The following is a 3,135-nucleotide window of genomic DNA, read 5'->3' as shown; positions in this document are numbered from 1 at the left end:
GGCGGAGGCACGGCACCGGCCATGCGGTGACCGCACACCTCACACCAGTCGTCGGAACCCGACTGGTGTCCGTTCGGGCAGGTCGGCATGTCGGCGCTTCCCCCTCTCCTTTCCGGCCGTCTCGACCGGATTTCTCCCACCCCGAGGGGCCAGGCTCGCTGTCTTTCGCTGTCTGTCGCGGTGGTACCGCGTCACTTCTTCACACGGACGGTCTTGGTGGACCGTGTCTCGAGAGTCATCTCGTCGGCCTCCTCGACCTTCGCTTTCAGTCGCACAGTACCTGTCGTCGCGTCGACCACGTCCACCACCTTCGCAAGCAGTTTCGCAGTATCCGCGTTCCCCGAGGCGCCGGCGAGCTGAACGGCCCGGCCCAGTTTGGCCGTCGCTCCATCGGTATCGCCTGCTTTGCGGAGTTCGAGTCCTTGCTGGATGGCCTGTGCCAGTTCGGCCTGCCCGGTGTAGTGGGCCACCTGCGGGTTGATCGAGGTGGAGGCGGTCATGTCGTCGGTCCAGACGGCCCGTACGAGGCCCTGTGCGCCGAGGTTCTGTGCCGTTCCTCCCCCACTCTCGGCTTCTCCCCCACTCTCGGCTCCGCTCGAGCGGGGGGACCCCCATGAGCGGGAGGGGCCCCCAGGTTGCGGGACCACCAGGGAGACCCGGGCCGCGAGCATTTCCTGGCCGATGCCGGCCGCGGGCACCTCCACGCAGAGGTGGTAGTCACGGGACTCGTCCCCCCAGGAGCCGGTGGGATAGTCCCCGGCACGCGGGCCCGCCTGGGTGCGGCGTTCCGTCAACTCCTCGACGCTGGGCGCGACTTGCTTGACGAACTTGATGGCCGCGCCGACCGGCGTCCACACCCGCAGGGCGACGTCCGCGACCTCCTTGCCCATCGCCGCCTCCATCATCCGGGTGAAGTCGGCGGCCAGACCGGCCGGGTCGGCGACGATGTCGGCGGTGCCGAGCAGCGCGGAGGCGATCCCTGTGACTTCTTTCACTTCCCAGTCGGTGCCCACGCCGCGCGCGTCGCACGTGAAGCGTCCCGCGCAGTCGTCGAGCGCCCACCTGAGGTCCTCGGGCGACTCGTGCTCGTTGCGGCCGTCGGTGAGCAGGATGCCGTGCCGGATGCCGACCTCGGCCGAGGACAGCAGCCGGTCGGCCAGCCGCAGCCAGGTGCCGATGGCCGTGCCGCCACCCGCGCTCAGCCGGCGCAGCGCCAGCTTGGCCTGCTCACGGGTGGTGGCGTCGGCGACCGCCAGCCGGCCGCTGCCCGGATAGACCTCCTTGGCCACGTGCGTGCCGCCGATCACCGCGAAGCGCACGCCGTCGCGCAGGGTGTCGATCGCGGCGGCCGTGGCGTCCCGGGCGTTGCGCATCTTGGCCGGCGGGTAGTCCATCGAACCCGAGCAGTCGACCATCAGCGCCACCGCCGCGGACGGTCCCCGGCCGGGCACGTAGAGGTGCGGTGCCGCCACCGCACCGCCGACCGTGCCGCCGCCGGTCGCGGTGACCGTGACGATCGCGTTGACCTCCCGGCCGCCCTCGGGCAGGTACTCGTTCTGGTACACGTCCACCGAGAACCGCGGCACGCTGGACTTCGAGAAATTGGCCATGCCCTCCCGGATCCCCCTCCTGGAGCCCCCGCGCGGGGGGATGACGACTGTGAACGGACCGGTCCCCTCCGGTCCCTCGGAACTTCCCCGTCGGTGAGGGCCCGGGTCCGGGCTCCCGTCACGTGCCACGTGTCACGGCATGCCCCGGCACACGTCCCTCAGGGCGATCCTGCCCCTTGCGGCGGGGCCGGGAACGGCAGGACGGCCACTGTTACGTTGTCGTGGCCCCCGCCGTCCAGGGCGTGGCCGACCAGCACCCGGGCGCTGTGCAGCGGCCGTACGGCGGCGTCGCGGGGGACGGCCTCGGCCATCTCCTCGGCCGTCTCGGCGTAGTTCCACAGCCCGTCCGAGCAGACCACGACCACACCCGGCCGGTCCGGCTTGAAGGAGGCGGTGTGCGGCTCCAGTTCGTAGGCGTCCGCGCCGAGCCAGCCGGTGATCGCGTGGGCGCGCTCGTCGGCGTACGCCTCCGCCTCGGTCATCAGGCCCGCGGCGACCATCTGCGCGGCCCACGAGTCGTCCTCGGTGAGCCGGGCCGGGGGCGTGGAGCGGTCCACCGGCACCCAGTAGACGCGGCTGTCGCCGACCCAGCCGACGACCAGCAGGCCGGGGGTGACCACCGCGCCGACGATCGTGCAGGCCGGCGCGTTCTGGTGCGGGGCGTGCTCGCGGGCCGTCGCGGGCTCCCCGGCGAGCGACTCGACCGCCTTCGCGGCGGCCACGATCGCCTCGTGCATGGCCTGCTGGGGGTGCGTGCCCCGGGGCAGCGCGGCCAGCAGGGACTCGCTCGCCGCCCGTGAGGCGGCCAGCGAGGCGTCGTCGGGGCGGGTCGCGGAGGACACGCCGTCGCAGACGATCGCCACGGCCGCGGGCGATCCGTCGGGCAGCGCGGTGTGGCCGACGGCGAAGGCGTCCTCGTTGCGGTGGTGGCGCAGGCCCCGGTCGCTGACCGCGGCGATCGGGCCCGACTCCTGCTCCATGTGGTCGCGTTCGCGCGGCTGGGCGTGCCCGCAGTTCTCGCAGTAGCCGTCGCTGTCGACCCGGCCGGCCCGGCACGCCACGCACACCGCGGCGCCCCCGTCCGGGGCGGCGGCGTCCGCGGTCACCCGTGGGTCCGGCGCCTGCAGCGGGTACTCGTCGGGCTCCGCCGACCGGTCGAGCCGTACGCCGGAGGCCGGCGACGCGGGTGCGCCGGCGAGCGGCGGCTGCGGCTCCGCCTGCCGCGGGGGCTGGGCCGCCGCGTGTGGCTGGCCCTGGTCCTGGGCCTGTGGCCGGACTGCCGCCTGGGCCTGCGGCTGCGGCTGGGCCGGCGCCTGAGCCCGCGGCTCCGCCTGGTGCGGGGGCTGGGCCGCCGGGTGCGCCTGCGCCTGCTCCTGCGGCTGCTGTCGGGGTTGCCGCGGAGGGTGAGCCGGCGGCTGCGGCTGCTGCTGCCACGGAGGCTGCGCTGCCGCCTGCTGCTGAGGCCGCGGCGCCGGTGGTGGCGGGGACAGCGGGGCGCCGCCCGTGTTCGTGCCCGGCCCGTGCG

2 protein-coding genes are annotated in these 3,135 nt (G+C 74.2%); both read right to left on the bottom strand.

The window, feature by feature from the left end:
* Positions 1 to 191: 191 nt before the first annotated feature.
* The gene (locus C1I97_RS34040) at positions 192 to 1,610 is read right to left on the bottom strand and encodes a vWA domain-containing protein (RefSeq protein WP_111006856.1); all 1,419 of its coding nucleotides are present in this window, start codon (positions 1,608 to 1,610) and stop codon (positions 192 to 194) included.
* Positions 1,611 to 1,768: 158 nt separating this feature from the next.
* The gene (locus C1I97_RS34035; RefSeq protein WP_258382875.1) at positions 1,769 to 3,100 is read right to left on the bottom strand and encodes a PP2C family protein-serine/threonine phosphatase; all 1,332 of its coding nucleotides are present in this window, start codon (positions 3,098 to 3,100) and stop codon (positions 1,769 to 1,771) included.
* Positions 3,101 to 3,135: the final 35 nt, after the last annotated feature.

This window comes from Streptomyces sp. NTH33 (assembly GCF_003236365.1).
Classification (GTDB): domain Bacteria; phylum Actinomycetota; class Actinomycetes; order Streptomycetales; family Streptomycetaceae; genus Streptomyces.
Note: the sequence above shows the minus strand (reverse complement) of the source record. Positions and strands in the feature narration are given on the sequence as shown.

Coding starts and splice junctions, on each gene's coding strand:
- C1I97_RS34040 (WP_111006856.1), bottom strand. CDS start 1,610: ATGGCCAATTTCTCGAAGTCCAGCGTGCCGCGGTTCTCGGTGGACGTG.